The organism is Methylobacterium gregans, assembly GCF_022179245.1.
Taxonomy (GTDB): Bacteria; Pseudomonadota; Alphaproteobacteria; order Rhizobiales; family Beijerinckiaceae; genus Methylobacterium; species Methylobacterium gregans.
Genome location: NZ_BPQM01000107.1, coordinates 17026 through 31679, shown reverse-complemented (window position 1 = coordinate 31679; position 14654 = coordinate 17026). Strand labels below are relative to the sequence as shown.

The window sequence follows — 14654 nt, the reverse complement described above, 5'->3', positions numbered from 1 at the left end:
CGCTGCCGGCCTCGAACAGGATCTCGCCCCGCTGGACCATCGCCGGCTCCAGATGCGGGACGACGAGGTCGCGATCCGCGCCGCTCAGGGCCTTGAGGAGCTGGTTGTTCTCGAACGAAGGAACGGGCGCGGCCGGCATCGGAGCTACGTGAGGGAGATTGCCGGCCCTCCTACAACATCGATTGCGCGAAATCTGTCTGCTTCTAGACAGATCGTGAACGGATCCAAGAGATTCTTTCCGCCATTCGCAGGGGCCGGGCGTTCGCCGCTCGGACGCCCGGCTCGGAGCGACGACCTTTTCGCTGGACTTCACAACCCGTGGGACCGGACCGGCGCCGCCCCCACCGTTCCTACTTGCCGCTGCAGAGCCCCTGCGAGGACAGTCGGGGGTGGTCGCGCGGGTCGCAATCCGTCGAGAGGAAGGAGGCCCACTCGGCCTGGGTGCCGTAGAAGGCGTTGCGGTCCACGTCGCCGCGCACGCCGGGCACCCGGCCCGTGGAGGTGAACTGCCAGAGCATCCAGCGGCGGTTGGAGAAGCGCTGCTCGGGCTCGGCGGCGGTCGAGCGCAGCCAGTGAGGATAGTCCGGCAGTTCGCCCTCCAGCACGTCCTTGTGGAAGGTGATGTCGGTGTAGATGATCGGGCGCTTGCCGGTGTAGCGCTCCATTTCCTCCAGCATGTAGCGCGTCATCGCCAGTGCCTGCTCCTTCGGGAGCTTCTTCGGGCAGGTCTGCGAGTGGCCGTTCCACTCGACGTCGAGCACCGGGGGCAGGGCGGTCGGATCGTTCGGCACGTTGCGCTTGAACCATTCCATCTGGTCCCGCGCCGAGCGGCACCAGAACACGAAATGGTAGGCGCCCCGCGGCACGCCCGCCCGGCCCGCGCCCTCCCAGTTCTCCCGGAAGCGCTCGTCGACGTGGTCGCCGCCCTCGGTCGCCTTGATGAAGGCGAACTGGGTTCCGGCCGCCCGCACCGAGGCCCAGTCGATCGGGCCCTGCCACTTGGAGATGTCGATGCCCTGGATCGGATGGCGCTTGGCCCGCGCCACGCCCGGATGGGGCTTCACGTCGCCCTTGGTCGGATAGAAGTCGCTGTTCTGGGCGCAGGCAGCGAGGCCGGCGAGCAGCGCCACGGCGAGTGCCCGCCGGCCGAGAACGGCGGCGCGGCCGCACGCGGCCCGGGACGACGTCAGGGGAAGACCAATCCTCAGCGACATCGATGCCCGCACCCGCCTCATGCGCCAATCAGAGGGGTATTCGATGCCCTTCTGGCGGTTAACAGAACTTTGCGCGCAATGCGGCAGAATTCCGGAACGCGTGGCGGGCTGGACACATAGCCGCTGCCGGAAGGCTTTGCGGGGTGGGGTGTGTCGTCCTAAGTACCGGACCCGACACGCATCTTCGGATCCGCACCTTGGGCAAGACTCTGTTCACCATAGGCTACGAAGGCATCGATCCGGAGCGCCTGACCGGCGCGCTGCGCGACGCCGGCGTGGGACTGCTCGCGGACGTGCGGGCGGTGGCGAACTCGCGCAAGCGCGGCTTCTCGAAATTCGCCCTGAAGGCGGGGGTCGAGGAGCGGGGGATCGGCTACGCGCATCTGCGCGCGCTCGGCACGCCCAAGGCTGGTCGCGAGGCGGCGCGCGCGCACGATGCAGGGCTGATGCGTCGAATCTATTGCGAGACGGTGCTCGACACCGCGGATGGCGGCCTCGCCCTCGACGCACTGGCCGAGATGGCGGAGGGGGCGCCCACTTGCCTGCTCTGTTTCGAGCGCGACCCGCAGCGCTGCCACCGCCGCGTACTGGCCGAGCGTCTGGAAGCGCGTGGTTTCACGACGGTCGACCTGCTCGGCTGAGGGCGACCCGACGGGAAGGCTGAGGACCGCCCCGCGCGCGCGCCCTCATGGTGGGACAGGTTTTCACGCATCTCGGAAGGCGGCATCGCACAGCGCCGAGCCGCTCGACCGGGATCGCATCAGGCCCCGTGCTCGAAGCCCAGACCGAAGCGCCCGCGCGGCGCGGCGCTCCGGCGTCCGGAGACAAGGGCGGCCAGCCCGGCGAGGCGCCCGCGCCACGTCGCCGCCAGGGCGAGAGCCTCCGCCCGCCACGGTGCGAGCAGGTGCGCGAGGCGCGAGCGCGGCCGGATCGTATCGGTGCGCCGCAGAGGCTCGACCGGCTCGGGCGAGGCCACCGGGACGTACAGAGCCTCAAAGAACGAGACGTCGAACAGGCTGACACCGCCCTCGCCGGTCACCGCCAGCTCGGCGTTGAGCAGGCGCTGCTCGCCGCCGTGATCGGCCACGAGCCGGCGCACGATGATGCGCGCAAGATCGCGCGCCTCGGCCTCGTCCTCCACCCACTGGCCGGTACGCTCCGGCAGATAGGCATCGTCGAGGCGGATGTTGAAGAACACGCGGATCATGATCAGGCGCTCCCTGTTCATGCCGGCGGGACGCGACTCCGCACCCGCCCTGCGGGGTGGGTGGAAGGTCAGGCGGCCTGCGGCGCTTCCGCGGCAGGTTCGCCCAGCTGGGACTGACTCCGGGACTCGACGGCGCGCGGGTGGAAGGCGTCGGCCAGCAGGTTGAGGCGGTGGGCCATGTCGCGCACCTCGTTGAGGGCGATCGACTTCTGGCCTTCCTTGACCGCACGGGTGATGTCGCTGATCTGCGACGTGGCGATGCGCTTCAGCTCGGCGGCGAGCTGGTCCTTCGTCATCATGCTCGGATCCCGAAAGGGTGCTGGACAGATCCACACCCTCGCGCGATCACCGTTACCAGAGCGTTTCGCCACGCCCCGGCGGCCTGTACCGGGCGGCCCCCTCAGCCGCCGGCTGTCTGCGCCTCGGTCGCCACATCGTCCTCCGGGTGGCTTCCGAGCTGGCGGCCGATCCGGCCGAGCAGTTTCTCCAGCGGCAGGCGAACCTCCTCCGGTCCCTCGCGGGCGACGATGCCGTGCGCCTCGATGCAGATCTCGGCGAGCCGGCGCAGGGCGGCCCGCGCGTCCGGATCCGCCTGCGCCGCGCTCGCGAGCGCCGCTGCGGTCCGCGTGTCGTACTGAAGCTTACGCATGGGTGATCTCCGACAGGACCGATCTCAGCTGGCGAGTCGCAGCGGGCGGCCGGGCTGCGTGCTGAGGACGGATGCGCTGTCACCGCGGGTGGCGCGCAGGCGGGTCAGGGTGCGCTCGTCGAAGGCCGCGCTCACCGCGACCGTCTCCTCGCCGGCGATCGGGCGGGGCAGGCCGAGCGGCGTCACACGGAAATGCAGCTGCACGAGGCGCAGCAGCCAGAGCGGATTCATCTCGATGACGATGGCGTCGACGCCCGACTCGAGACCCCACTCCACGATGCCGGTGAGCAGTGCGCTTCCCACGGGGCTGAGGATGCGGCCCCTTTCGCGGTGCCCGCGCTCGACGGCGTAGCGGGTCCATTCCCAGACGTGGGGGCTGCGGGGCGGATCGACCTCGCAGAGCTCGGAGAGTACCTCGGTCAGCAGGTAGGGGCGGGTGGTGGGCAGCATGCGCTGGTAGCCAACGACCGTGCCGGCCTCGATCGCCAGCATGTGAAGCGCGTGGGCGTCGTCGAAGCCGTCGATCTCGCGGCCATCGGGCCGGGCGAGATCGGACCAGCCCTTCTCCTCGACGAAGACGCGGTGGCGCAGGCGCCAAGCCTGCTCAAGGGCGTCGGCGTAGCGCGACGTGTTCTCGGCCGTGACGATATGGATCATGGCGATCTCCGCGGGGGATAATCGCCGTTATCTGCAACCTGGCGGAGAGCTCACAGTACGCGATCGCGTACCCTCCCGAACCTCCCCGTCCACTGCTCAGATTGGGAAAATTGCCCTTCTGCCCGCGCCTCCGAATCGATGCGGAGCAGTCGGATTGATAACCCTAGATTATCAAGCCGCGCCGCAGAGCCTCGGCGACCGCTTGGGTCCGGCTGCCTGCGCCGAGTTTGCGATGGACCGAGCGCAGGTGCTTCTCCGCGCCGTGCTCGGAGATCGACATCAGGGCACCGATTTCCCACTCGCTCTTGCCGGCAGCCGCCCATTGCAGGGCCTCCCGCTCCCGCGGCGTCAGCTGCACGGGTTCGCGCCCCTCCGCGGCGGGCACGTGGCTGAGAACGAGCGAGCGACCGAACACGTAGGAGGCGATGAGGTGGAGCATCCCGCGCAGCTCCGGCGAGAGATCGAGGCGCTCCGCACCGAAGCTGAAGCCCGCGACCCGGCCGTCGAGGGTGACGAGCGGCACGGTGAAACCCTGACGCAGCCGAAAATCCCCGGCCTCGTCCATCACCCGCCGGGCGGCCGGATCCTCGCGATAGAGCGGCTCGATCTCGGACCAGAGAAACGGCGTCGCATCCGTGGTCAGACGGCGGATCGTCGGGTCGCGGTCGAGGTGGCCGGCCCGGAAGTAGCGCTCGCTCCAACCGGGGGGCGTCCGGTCGATCAGCACGTGGGCGGCCTGAGCTGTGCGGCCGATGCCGGGTAGGGGAATCACGCCCGCGAAAGTGCTCTCGACGCCGAAGCGGGCTACCGCCCGCAGAAGGCAGGCGTTCAAATCCTCGACAGTGCCTGCGCGATCGAAGGAGCGGAACAGATCGTAGGTGAGATCGACGAGCTTGGGCAGCATGCCGGACCGCGAGGGGTGCAGGACCGTGGTCCCGGGCCAACATATCTATAGGACGAGGATTCACACTTAAGCTATAGCCTGCGGCACGGCGGCAGCGGTGCAAGGGGATTGCGCGTGGAACTGGTCTCGGAAGGCGATCCGCAAGGTCGCCCCAGCCCCGGGCGCACCGCGGCGCTCCTGGCCGAGATCGCCGCAATCCTGCGCATCGATCCGGTGATCTTCTTCGACGGCGAGATTCAAGAGCGCGTCGGGCAGCATCTTGCCGCCGATGAGCTCGCCGAGTTGCTCGCCCTGTTCCGGTCCATCGATGCACCGAACCTGTGCGAGGCGGCACACGACCTGATCCGAACCCTGAAGCGAGGCGGGAATTCGGATACCTGACTTCGAGGGCGCCCGGTCGCTCCGCGACCGATGCCCGCGGCGGGAAACGAACCCTTGTTAAGCGGATGCCGCGTCCCCTAATGGCGTGGGACAATATCCCACCCTGACGCGGACACGATGGCCCGGTTCTTCATCGACCTGCACGACGGAGCGAACTTCGTGCGCGACGGCGTCGGCTTCGACCTCGCGAACGAGGCGGAGCTGCGCGCCAAGCTCGTCCGCATCATGGCGAAGATCGCGCAAGGCCTCGTGCCGGAGCCCGACCGCCAGGACTACCTGGCAGTGGTTCGGAACGACCGGCGCGAGGTGATCCTGCGGGCGCATCTCTCGCTCGACATCGAGCGCGTCGACACGCCCTGAGGCCGGTACGTTACCAGCACACCCGCGGCAGGCGCCGCTTCCAGCGCTCACCGAGGGGCAGCGCCTTCTCGGCGCGGCGCGCGATCCGCCGGCCAGCTTCGGCAGTCTTCGGCCGAGACTGTCGGGGCTTCTCGGGCAGCGGCTGCGCAAGCCTCGCCGGCTCGTCGCGTACGGGCTGTGGCACGGCGCGTTCCGGCGTCGGCACTTCGGGGGAGACCGCCTCGCGCCTAGCCGCCTTGCCCTGCGCCTCGGCCCGCGGAAGCTTAACCCGGCGCACCCGCGGCAGGCGCGGCTCGGGCGCCACGGCCTCGACCGCCTCCGGCTCGGGCTGCGGCAGCTCGATCAAGCTCGGCAGGATTCGGCGGGGCGCGGAACGCTCGACCGCCTCGGCTCCGTCCTCGGATCGGCGCGCCGGCGCGACTCCGAAAAGTGCGGCAGCCTCAAGGCTCGGAAAGGCCGGGGCGGACGGCTCAAGCAGGGGCGCGCGCACGGGAAGAACCGCGGGGGCCTGACGGCCGCGCGCTTTCGTTTCGACGGTGAAGGACCGCCGCACGCGATTGCGTGACATCGTGGGGATTTATCTCTCGTGAATCAATGTTGCGCAGAACGCGCCACTCCAGAGATGGAGCAGCGCGGCCGTTTTGTCGAGGCGTTGTTGATCGGATCTTTCGAGAGGCGGACGGGATTCCGGTCCGCCTAGTGCAGGGTGCTGTCCTTGAGGGGCGGTAGCGTGACCGCCTCGGCGAAGGGGAATTCCAGCACGACCTCGCCGGCCTCGTCGGTGACGAGGAGACTGGCCGTCATCAGCCGGGCCTGGTTGGACTGGTCGCGGGCCATCAGGGTTCGCGCCGTGTCCCGGGCGGTCTCCCAGGCTTGGTCCGGATCGCGCAACTCGGCGCCGACCGGATCCGTGACCCGATCGGCGCCGATCTGCGTGTGGAAGAAGTAGCGGGGCATCGGCGCGCCGCGGCGCCTCTCACTGGCCCTGGGGCTGATTGCCCTGAGCGGGCTGGCGGCCCTTCTTGTTGGCCTCGTGATGTCCGATCGCGCAGCCGGCCGCCGCGCCCGTCTTGCCGTGTCCGGCCACGTGGCCCGCGACGCCGCCCATGACCGCACCCTTGAGGCAGCCCTTGGCCTCCGCCGAGGCGGTCCCGAGGCCGAGAGCCATACCGAGGGCGAGGATCGGGAGAAGCGTGCTTCTGGTCTGCATCATCGAAAATCTCCTTCAGCAGGGACAACCGGGGCCGGCGGCAGGGCGTTCCTCGGCCACGTTCTGAGCCGGAGGCATGCTCAGATCGTCAAGCCATGTCCTCCCAGGCCACGCGGTCGACGCCGGCCTCGCCGCGGAGCCGGGCCAGCAGCGCCAGCGGCCAGTCCGGCATCGTGCCCCGGTAAGCGCCGATGCAGCGAAGCCGGCCGCGCGCCGCATCCTGTTCCAGAGCGCTCGAGCGCAGGCTGAACCTGGGCTTGGCGCAGACGCCGAGGAGGGCGGCGTGCGAGGTGCGGGCTGGATCGAACTCCACCGCCACCGCGCCGTAGCTGCGTCGGCGAAGGGCCTGCTCGGCCCAGCGGAGCCCCTGCAGGGTCGCGAGGGCCAGGCCCGTCGCCGCCGCGCCGAGAGGCCAGGCGCCGGCGCCGAAGCAGAGCCCGATCACCGTCGCGAGCCAGACGGTCGCCGCCGTCGTCACGCCGCGCACGATGCTGCCCTGCTTCAAGATCGTGCCAGCGCCGATGGAGCCGATGCCGGCGAGGACGCCCTGTGCCAGCCGCATCAGGTCGAGCCGCAACAGGCCGTGACCGGACCCATGCGTGCTCGCGAGCAGCCAATTGGCGAGCAGCATCGCGGTGCAGGCGGCGAGGCAGATCAGCACGATGGTGCGCAGACCCGCCGGATGGCCAAGCTGCTCGCGGTTCCAGCCGAGCAGCGCGGCCGCGAGGAGACTGAGCCCGAGACGAAGCAGGACGGTGTCGGAGCCGAGATCGGAGGTCATGGATCGCTCTCCGTGGCGCGCGCATTGCCGCCGCCACGGATGAGACCGCGTTCGCCGAGGCACGTCACCCCGCCACTGGAGGGATAGTATCGACGATCGTGCGGGAGGCACCCGGATGGTCCGGCGCCGCGACAGCGCGGCGCCGGAAACGACAAAGGGTCGGCCAGCGCCAACCCTGCGATCCATCTTGAAATGCGATGGTACCACCGCCCCGGCTCGAACGGGGGACCCCCAGATCCACAATCTGGTGCTCTAACCAACTGAGCTACGGCGGCACTGGCTGCGATCTATCCCGAGCCGACTGGGTTTTCAAGCGGGTTGTCGGGCGGCGCGCCGGGTTTGTTGCCCGATCGCGATCGGCCCTGTGGATCGGCGCGCCGCCGCGCCCTAGGAACAGGGGGTGAGCCAGCGCAGCACCCGCAGACCCTCGCCGGCCGCCGGGGCCAGCGCCGCGGCGCGGCCAACCTCCCCGGCCAAGGCCAAGCCGTCCCGCGGCGGGGAGGGCCGCCGCACCGGCCGTGCCTGGATCCAGGCGCCCGAGCGCCTGCGCGCCTTCGTCCGGCGCAGCGAGGCCGGCTTGGTGCTGCTCGCCGCGGCGACCGGCTGCGTCAGCGGCCTCGCGGTCTCGGGCATGAACATCGCCACGCAGAGCCTGCGCGAACTGCTCTACGGGCTGCCGACGGGCACGCGCCTCAGCGCGAGCGCCGGTCTCGACCCGCTGACGCTGCTGCTCGCCCCGTGTCTCGGCGGCGCGGTCCTCGGCCTCCTCGTGCTCCTGGTCGGGCGGTTCCGCGCGATGCGGCGCGCGGCGGTCGATCCGATCGAGGCGAATGCGCTCCACGGCGGCCGGATGTCGCTGCGCGACAGCCTCTGGGTCGCGGCGCAGAACGTGGTCTCGAACGGCTCGGGGGCCTCGGTGGGGCTGGAGGCCGGCTACACCCAGATCTGCGCCGCCGTCAGCTCGCGCCTCGGGATCAGCTTCGAGATGCGGCGCGGCGACCTGCGCACCCTCGTCGGGTGCGGCGCGGCGGCCGCCATCGCGGCGGCCTTCGGGGCGCCGCTGACGGGCGCCTTCTACGCCTTCGAGCTGATCATCGGCACCTACGCCATAGCGACCCTGACGCCGGTCGTGGTGGCGGCGCTCTGCGGCAGCCTCGTCGCGCAGGCGATCGTACGGACGGAGCCGCTCGTCGCCTTCGAGAACATGCAGGCCGTGGTCACCTCCCGGGTCACCAGCGCCGAGATCCTGCCGAGCCTAGCCCTCGGCCTCCTCTGCGCGGGCCTCGGCATCCTGATCATGCGCGGCGTCACCCTGGTCGAGCGGCTGGTCCAGGCGAGCCGGATCCCGCGGGCGGCCGCGCCGGCGCTGGGCGGCCTCTGCGTCGGGGCGCTGGCGCTCGCGGCCTCGCCGCAGGTGCTCTCGGGCGGCCACGGAGCGCTGCACCAGCACTTCTCCGAGACGGCACCGAGCTACGATGTCTGGGCGCTCGCCCTGCTCTTCGCCGCCAAGGCCACCGCCTCGGCGATCTCGATCGGCTCCGGGTTTCGCGGCGGCCTGTTCTTCGCCTCGCTCTTCCTCGGGGCGATCGCCGGCAAGCTCTTCGCGATCCTGGCGCCCCTTCTGGCGCCGCCACTCGCGGAGTTCGGCCTCACGCCGCTCGCCTACGCGGTCATCGGCATGAGCGCGCTCGCGGTCGCGGTGATCGGCGGTCCGCTCACCATGACGTTCCTGGCGCTTGAGGTGACCGGCTCGCTTCCGATCACCGGACTCGTGCTCGCGGCGGTGATCGCGTCCTCCCTCACCGTACGCAAGACGTTCGGCTACTCCTTCGCCACCTGGCGCTTCCACCTGCGCGGCGAGAGCATCCGCAGCGCCCACGATGTCGGCTGGATCCGGACGCTGACGGTCGGGCGGCTGATGCGGCGCGACGTCCGTCCCGTCGCCCTCGACACGCCGCTCGCGAGCTTCCTGCGGGCCCATCCGATCGGCTCGCCCTCGCGGGTGATCGTGGTCGACGCGGCCGACCGCTACGCCGGGATCGTGCTGGTGCCCGAGGCCCACGCCGCGCTCCGCGACGCCGAAGGGGAGGGCGCGACGCTGAAGGACGTGCTGCGCCACCCGCAGGATTTCCTGACCCCCGAGATGAACGCCAAGGAGGCGTCGGCCGCCTTCGACCGCAGCGAGAGCGAAGCGCTCGCCGTCCTCGACGGCCCCGAGCAGCGCCGGGTCATCGGCCTGCTCACCGAGAGCCACACGCTGAAGCGCTACAGCGACGAGCTGGAGCGCCAGCGCCGCACGATCGCCGGGGAACCCGGTTGATTGTCAGGCCCCCGCGCCGCCGCTCCGTTGACCCGGACGGCACGCGGCGTCATCGGAGCACAACAACACGCGAGAACCGCACGCTTCGGAGGACGGCATGGGCAGCGCACGCAAGCACCGCATCGCGGTGATTCCCGGCGACGGCATCGGCAAGGAGGTCGTGCCCGAGGGCGTGCGGGTGCTGGAGGCGGCGGCCCGGCGCCACGGTTTCGATCTCCAACTCGACTGGTTCGACTTCGCCTCCTGCGACTACTACGAGCGCCACGGGCGCATGATGCCCGAGGACTGGAAGACCCGGATCGGCGCCCACGACGCGATCTTCTTCGGCGCGGTCGGCATGCCGGATCGCGTGCCCGACCACATCTCGCTCTGGGGCTCGTTGATCCTGTTCCGGCGCGAGTTCGACCAGTACGTGAACCTGCGCCCCGTGCGCCTGATGCCGGGCGTGCCGTGCCCGCTTGTCGGACGTCAGCCCGGCGACATCGACTTCTGGGTCGTCCGCGAGAACACGGAAGGGGAGTACTCGAACGCGGGCGGACGCATGTTTGCCGGCACCGAGCGCGAGTTCGCCCTGCAGGAGACGATCATGACGCGCCACGGCGTCGATCGGGTCCTCAAGTTCGCCTTCGAGCTGGCGCAGTCGCGCCCGCGCCGGCACCTGACCTCGGCCACCAAGTCCAACGGTATCTCGATCACGATGCCCTACTGGGACGAGCGCGTGCGCGCGGTGGCGGAGCGCTATCCGGACGTCGCCTGGGACCAGTACCACATCGACATCCTGACCGCGCATTTCGTGCTGAACCCCGATCGGTTCGACGTGGTGGTGGCCTCCAACCTCTTCGGCGACATCCTGTCGGACCTCGGCCCGGCCTGCACCGGCACGATCGGCATCGCGCCGTCCGGCAACATCAACCCGGAGCGGCTCTACCCCTCGGTGTTCGAGCCGGTTCACGGCTCGGCGCCCGACATCGCCGGCCAGGGCATCGCCAACCCGATCGGGCAGATCTGGTCGGGGGCGATGATGCTGGAGCATCTGGGCGAGCGGGAAGCGGCCGCCGAGATCGTCTCGGGCATCGAGCGGGTGCTCGCCGAGCGGACGCTGCGCACGCGCGATCTCGGCGGCAACGCCGACACCCGGGCCTGCGGGCAGGCCGTAGCGCAGGCGCTGGGCTAGGGGCGGCGCGCGCGCCCCTACCCGGAAGCGCTCAGCAGGACGTCGAGCGTTCTCGCCAGCGCGTCCGCGTCGCCCGCCAAGTGCAGCATCTTCTGCCGTCCGGTCGACCCGGAGAGGATCGTGACGTCGGCCCGGCGCAAACCCAGCGCGCCGGCCAGGAACCTGACGAGCGCGGCGTTGGCCGCGCCCTCGACCGGGGGCGCGGCGAGCCGCACCGCGAGCGAGGGACGCCCCTCCGCGTCGTGAACGATGCCCCCGATCGCCTCGCGCCCGCCCCGCGGCGTCACCCGCACGGCGAGGCGCAGGCCCCGTGCGTCCGCCGCGTAGGGCAGGGCGACCCCGACCGACGATCTCCTCATCCCATCCTCCAGCCCGTCCTCCGGCGCGGGCCCGTCCCGCGACCGGGCCGTTTACACGGGTTCCCGGGTCCGGCATCAAGCGGCCGTCCCGGCGACCCGGGTGGAGCCGGGAGGCGGCATGAACGCGCGTGAGGCACTCCTCGACGCAAAGCGGCTGGTCCCGCCGCGGCGGGAGCCGGCCGCGCGCCAGCTCCCGCTGATCCCCTACATCCAGTCGCTCCGGGCTAACGCGCTCCTCGGCTGGCCGTCGGCGGCTTACGAGGAGCCGATCACGAAGCGCCGGGTACTCGGCCGCAGCAGCTTCACGGTCTGCGACCCGGAGGCGATCCGGCACATCCTGGTCGACAACCAGGCCAACTACCTCCGCACCTCCGGCTCGGTTCGGATCCTGCGCCCCATCCTCGGGGACGGCCTGCTGATCAGCGAGGGTGCGGCCTGGCGCCACCAGCGCCGGGCGCTCGCCCCCGCCTTCACCCCGAAGGCGATCGAGCGGCTCACGCCCCACATCGCCTCGGCGGTCGACGACGCGATGGTTGAGCTGGAGGCCGAGGCCGCGCGCGGACCCGTCGCGCTGTTCCCCTTCCTGCACCGGCTGGCGCTGGAGATCGCCGGGCGCAGCATGTTCTCGGTGGCGATGGAGCGGCACGGGCCGGAGCTCCGGCGCTTCATCGCCGAGTACTCGGTGCGGATCGGACGCCCGCACCTTCTCGACATCCTGATCCCGCTCGGCTGGCCTGCCCCCCTCGACCTGCCGCGTGCCCTGTTCCGGCGACGCTGGACGCCTTTCCTCGACACGATCATCGCGGCGCGCGCCGCCGAGGCCGCCCCGCGCGAGGCCCGCGACCTGCTCGACCTGCTGATCGCGGTGCGCAACCCCGAGACCGGCGAGGCCTTCAGCTACGGCGAGTTGCGCGACCAAGTCGCCACCATGATCCTGGCCGGGCACGAGACCACCGCCGTCGCGCTGTTCTGGGCCCTCTACATGCTGGCGCTGGCGCCGGAGACGCAGGAGCGGGTCGCGGCGGAAGCAAGGGACGCGGATCTCTCCGAGGCGGCGGGCTGCGCGAGCGACGGCCGCCTGCCCCTGACCCGCGCAGTGGTGGACGAGACCCTGCGGCTCTATCCGCCCGCCTTCCTGATCGTGCGCCGCGCGGTCGCCGCCGATCGGATCGGCGCGCAGGCGATCGCGCCCGACGACATCGTGGCGATTCCGCCCTGGGTGCTGCACCGGCACCGCCGCTTCTGGCGCGACCCGGACGCCTTTGATCCGGGCCGCTTCCTGCCCGGCGCCCCCCCGGTGCCGCGCTACGCCTACCTGCCCTTCGGGGTGGGTCCCCGCGTCTGCATCGGTGCGCAGTTCGCGCTCACCGAGGCGGTGCTGGCGCTCGCCCGCATCGTCGGGCGCTTCAGGATCACCCCGATCGACCCGCGGCCGATCCTGCCGGCGGCGGTCGTCACGACCCAGCCCGAGCACACGCCGCCGTTCCGGCTGGAGGCGCGGCCATAGTCCATCGGTGGGATACGCCCCGCCACGAAGAAAACCCGCGGATCGCAGCGATCCGCGGGCTAGGCCGTCCCCCGACCGTCCATTCAGGCGGCCTTCTTCTCCTTCTCCGCCGCGAACTTCGCGGAGGAGTTGAGCGGCAGCTCGATGTCCACGCCGAGGGTGGAAACACCCTCGCCGCGGTCGAGGGTGATCTTCACCTTGTCGCGCTCGACCGCGACGTGCTTGGCGATCACCGCGAGGATCTCCTCGCGGAGCGTGATCACGAGGTCCGGACGTCCGTTCTCCGCGCGCTCGTGCGCCAGGATGAGTTGCAGACGCTCGCGGGCGACCGCGCTGGAGGTGCGCTGTTTGAAGATGCCGCGCAGGTTCATGCCGCCCTCCGCATGAAGAGCTTGTCGAGGAAGGACTTGCGCTCGGTCGGCATCGTCATCGGGACGCTCTCGCCGTTCAGGCGCTTGGCGGCGTCGGCGTAGGCGCGGGCCGGGGCGCAGAGCGGGTTGTTGAGCGTCACCGGGCAGCCGATGTTCGAGGCCTTCAGGACCTCCTGGCTCTCCGGGATGATGGCGAGCAGGGGAATCGAGAGGATCTCCAGCACGTCCTCGGTCTTCAGCATGTCGCCGCGGTCGGCCCGGCTGGGATCGTAGCGGGTGAGGATCAGGTGCTTGTCGATGGTCTCGCCCTTCTCGGCGCGCACCGTCTTCGAGTCGAGCAGGCCGATGATCCGGTCGGAATCGCGCACCGAGGAGACCTCGGGGTTCGTCACCACGACCGCCACGTCCGCGTGCCGCATGGCGAGCTGGGCGCCGCGCTCGATGCCGGCCGGGCTGTCGCAGATCACCCAGTCGAACTTCTCGCGCAGCTCGTCCATCACCCGGGAGACGCCCTCGTCGGTGAGCGCGTCCTTGTCCCGGGTCTGGGAGGCGGGCAGCAGGTGCAGCGTCTCGAGGCGCTTGTCCTTGATCAGCGCCTGCGGGAGCTTGGCGTCGCCGTTGACCACGTTGATGAGGTCGTAGACCACGCGCCGCTCGGCGCCCATCACGAGGTCGAGGTTGCGCAGGCCGACGTCGAAGTCGACGACGCAGACGCTCTTGCCCGACTGCGCCAGGGCGGCGCCGAGGGCCGCGGTGGTGGTCGTCTTACCGACGCCACCCTTACCCGATGTGACGACGAGAACCTTTGCCATTCTCGTTCCTCCTCAATCCAAGCTTGCCATTCGGATAGCACCGCCATCGAGCCAGATCTGCGCGGGACGACCCCGCAGATGGGACCCCATGTCCTCGGCCGTGCGGACGAGGCGGTCGATCCCGAGCAGCTCGGGCTCGAACTTGCGGCAGCAGATGCGGGCGCGGGGGTTGCGGGCGGCGCCGGCGATGGCGCGCCCCCGCAGGGCGCCGTAGATGTGGATGGAGCCGCCGGCCAGGATCTCGGCTCCCGAGGAGACCGAGCCCATGACGGTGACGTCCCCGGTGCGGTGGACGATCGACTGACCGGAGCGCACCGAGCCCTCGATGGTCAGCGAGGTCGTCTCGGGCTCCGCCGGCGGCAGTGCCGGCAGGTCGAGATTCTTGGTGGGCCGGCCGTTCGCCAGAAGCGGCGGCAGGCCGTCGTCGCCGATCTCGGCCCCTTCGAGGCCGAGGATCCGGATGCGGCGCTGGCGCAGATCCGCCAGGATCGTGCGAAGCGCCTCCGGCTCGGGCTGGAGCGCGGCGAGGTCGAGGATCACGGCGCGGCCGTCGAACAGCGTCGGCGACCGCCGGAGCGCCGCGTCGAGCCCCGCGAACCAGTCGGCGAGCGGCATCTCGGGCGTCAGCGCCAGCGCCTTGAAGGCGCGCCCGCGGAAAGCGGGGGGGCGGGGTGTGGGAGAGTCCGGAAGGGTCTGGCTGGTCACGGCTCAACGATTCCTTACCGGATCATTGACGGCCGACATGGTT

The 14654-nt window shown here is 70.8% G+C and carries 20 protein-coding genes and 1 tRNA gene; 6 read left to right on the top strand and 15 right to left on the bottom strand.

The features are described from left to right. Positions 1–350 precede the first annotated feature (350 nt). Positions 351–1214: a glycoside hydrolase family 25 protein gene (locus MFF54_RS19980; protein WP_238304930.1), complete on the bottom strand. Its 864-nt coding sequence runs from the start codon at positions 1212–1214 to the stop codon at positions 351–353. Positions 1215–1411: 197 nt separating this feature from the next. Here MFF54_RS19980 and MFF54_RS19975 point away from each other — a divergent pair, with 197 nt between their 5' ends. Further along, the gene (locus MFF54_RS19975) at positions 1412–1855 is read left to right on the top strand and encodes a DUF488 domain-containing protein (RefSeq protein ID WP_238304927.1); all 444 of its coding nucleotides are present in this window, start codon (positions 1412–1414) and stop codon (positions 1853–1855) included. Between the two features lie 119 nt (positions 1856–1974). Here MFF54_RS19975 and MFF54_RS19970 read toward each other — a convergent pair whose 3' ends face one another. From MFF54_RS19970 to MFF54_RS19950, 5 genes are all read right to left on the bottom strand, one after another. After that, positions 1975–2442 carry a DUF6894 family protein gene (locus MFF54_RS19970; RefSeq protein ID WP_238304917.1) on the bottom strand — a complete coding sequence of 156 codons (468 nt, stop codon included), beginning with the start codon at positions 2440–2442 and terminating at the stop codon, positions 1975–1977. 47 nt (positions 2443–2489) lie between these two features. Next, a complete protein-coding gene (locus MFF54_RS19965; protein ID WP_238304915.1) occupies positions 2490–2717 on the bottom strand; it encodes a hypothetical protein in 228 nt (75 codons plus the stop codon). A 104-nt stretch (positions 2718–2821) separates the two neighbouring features. After that, positions 2822–3070, bottom strand: coding sequence for a hypothetical protein (locus MFF54_RS19960; protein ID WP_238304913.1), 249 nt, complete (start codon positions 3068–3070; stop codon positions 2822–2824). A 24-nt stretch (positions 3071–3094) separates the two neighbouring features. Further along, on the bottom strand, positions 3095–3727 hold the full coding sequence (locus MFF54_RS19955; protein ID WP_238304911.1) for an acyl-homoserine-lactone synthase: 633 nt from the start codon (positions 3725–3727) through the stop codon (positions 3095–3097). 163 nt (positions 3728–3890) lie between these two features. Beyond that, positions 3891–4631: an autoinducer binding domain-containing protein gene (locus tag MFF54_RS19950; RefSeq protein ID WP_238304901.1), complete on the bottom strand. Its 741-nt coding sequence runs from the start codon at positions 4629–4631 to the stop codon at positions 3891–3893. 114 nt (positions 4632–4745) lie between these two features. On the opposite strand from MFF54_RS19950, the gene MFF54_RS19945 reads away from it, so the two are divergent. Together MFF54_RS19945 and MFF54_RS19940 are read left to right on the top strand one after the other, a co-directional pair. Further along, positions 4746–5012: a hypothetical protein gene (locus MFF54_RS19945; RefSeq protein ID WP_238304891.1), complete on the top strand. Its 267-nt coding sequence runs from the start codon at positions 4746–4748 to the stop codon at positions 5010–5012. A gap of 117 nt (positions 5013–5129) precedes the next feature. Then, the gene (locus MFF54_RS19940) at positions 5130–5372 is read left to right on the top strand and encodes a DUF6894 family protein (RefSeq protein WP_238304884.1); all 243 of its coding nucleotides are present in this window, start codon (positions 5130–5132) and stop codon (positions 5370–5372) included. Positions 5373–5382: 10 nt separating this feature from the next. On the opposite strand, the gene MFF54_RS19935 is transcribed toward MFF54_RS19940, so the two are convergent. The 5 genes from MFF54_RS19935 to MFF54_RS19915 all read right to left on the bottom strand — a co-directional run bounded on the left by MFF54_RS19935 (position 5383) and on the right by MFF54_RS19915 (position 7638). Further along, on the bottom strand, positions 5383–5862 hold the full coding sequence (locus tag MFF54_RS19935) for a DNA-binding protein (RefSeq protein WP_238304882.1): 480 nt from the start codon (positions 5860–5862) through the stop codon (positions 5383–5385). A gap of 206 nt (positions 5863–6068) precedes the next feature. Further along, positions 6069–6329, bottom strand: a complete 261-nt coding sequence (locus MFF54_RS19930) for a DUF6894 family protein (protein ID WP_238304880.1) — start codon at positions 6327–6329, stop codon at positions 6069–6071. A 19-nt stretch (positions 6330–6348) separates the two neighbouring features. Further along, positions 6349–6582, bottom strand: a complete 234-nt coding sequence (locus tag MFF54_RS19925) for a hypothetical protein (RefSeq protein WP_370880268.1) — start codon at positions 6580–6582, stop codon at positions 6349–6351. A gap of 88 nt (positions 6583–6670) precedes the next feature. After that, a complete protein-coding gene (locus MFF54_RS19920; protein WP_238304879.1) occupies positions 6671–7363 on the bottom strand; it encodes an MgtC/SapB family protein in 693 nt (230 codons plus the stop codon). A gap of 198 nt (positions 7364–7561) precedes the next feature. After that, a tRNA-His gene (locus MFF54_RS19915) sits at positions 7562–7638 on the bottom strand. Between the two features lie 356 nt (positions 7639–7994). On the opposite strand from MFF54_RS19915, the gene MFF54_RS19910 reads away from it, so the two are divergent. Next, positions 7995–9683 (top strand): chloride channel protein, encoded by a 1689-nt coding sequence (locus tag MFF54_RS19910; protein ID WP_238304940.1) that lies wholly within the window; start codon positions 7995–7997, stop codon positions 9681–9683. A gap of 97 nt (positions 9684–9780) precedes the next feature. Beyond that, complete coding sequence (locus MFF54_RS19905) at positions 9781–10857, top strand: tartrate dehydrogenase (protein ID WP_238304863.1); 1077 nt, start codon at positions 9781–9783, stop codon at positions 10855–10857. 17 nt (positions 10858–10874) lie between these two features. Here the strand turns inward: MFF54_RS19905 and MFF54_RS19900 are convergent, their stop codons facing one another. After that, on the bottom strand, positions 10875–11216 hold the full coding sequence (locus MFF54_RS19900; RefSeq protein ID WP_238304854.1) for a DUF167 domain-containing protein: 342 nt from the start codon (positions 11214–11216) through the stop codon (positions 10875–10877). Between the two features lie 118 nt (positions 11217–11334). On the opposite strand from MFF54_RS19900, the gene MFF54_RS19895 reads away from it, so the two are divergent. Continuing rightward, on the top strand, positions 11335–12723 hold the full coding sequence (locus MFF54_RS19895) for a cytochrome P450 (protein ID WP_238304852.1): 1389 nt from the start codon (positions 11335–11337) through the stop codon (positions 12721–12723). A gap of 83 nt (positions 12724–12806) precedes the next feature. Here the strand turns inward: MFF54_RS19895 and minE are convergent, their stop codons facing one another. Genes minE through minC form a run of 3 tightly spaced genes read right to left on the bottom strand, consistent with a single transcriptional unit; the run spans position 12807 to position 14521 of the window. Then, complete coding sequence (gene minE, locus MFF54_RS19890) at positions 12807–13094, bottom strand: cell division topological specificity factor MinE (RefSeq protein ID WP_238304850.1); 288 nt, start codon at positions 13092–13094, stop codon at positions 12807–12809. Beyond that, a complete protein-coding gene (gene minD / locus MFF54_RS19885; RefSeq protein ID WP_238304841.1) occupies positions 13091–13906 on the bottom strand; it encodes a septum site-determining protein MinD in 816 nt (271 codons plus the stop codon). Before minD ends, minE begins: the two co-directional genes overlap by 4 nt. A 12-nt stretch (positions 13907–13918) precedes the next feature. Then, positions 13919–14521, bottom strand: a complete 603-nt coding sequence (minC, locus tag MFF54_RS19880) for a septum site-determining protein MinC (protein ID WP_238304938.1) — start codon at positions 14519–14521, stop codon at positions 13919–13921. Positions 14522–14654: the final 133 nt, after the last annotated feature.